Genomic DNA, 300 nt, shown 5'->3' with positions numbered 1-300 from the left:
GCCGCCACCGTGCCGCCGCCGCGCCGCCACCTGCGTCATCGCTACTTCGGCGACACGCGCCGGGCACCTTCCGGTTCGGTGTCATCCGCCACGCACACGGCGTTGCGGCCGTTGTTCTTCGCGTGATAAAGCGCCTGGTCCGCGCGCCGGTACACGGCTTCCAGCGTGGCGCCATGCTCGGGGTAGCGCGCCACGCCCACCGATACGGTAAGCGGCGACCCAATGGAATCCGGCGGCTGCCGCGAGGCGATCTGCTGTCGCAGCCGTTCGGCGGCGGCCGCCGCGGACTGTAGCGAGGCG

General features: G+C 72.3%; 1 protein-coding gene. It reads right to left on the bottom strand.

The genetic code is table 11. The annotated features are described in order from the left end of the window. Window positions 1-41: 41 nt before the first annotated feature. A partial coding sequence (locus tag ACNPP0_RS09690; RefSeq protein ID WP_448705731.1) for a GGDEF domain-containing protein occupies window positions 42-300 on the bottom strand: 259 nt, incomplete at its 5' end.

The sequence above is a fragment of the Achromobacter semiaridum genome, assembly GCF_053543755.1.
This window is presented reverse-complemented; position numbering and strand designations above follow the sequence as displayed.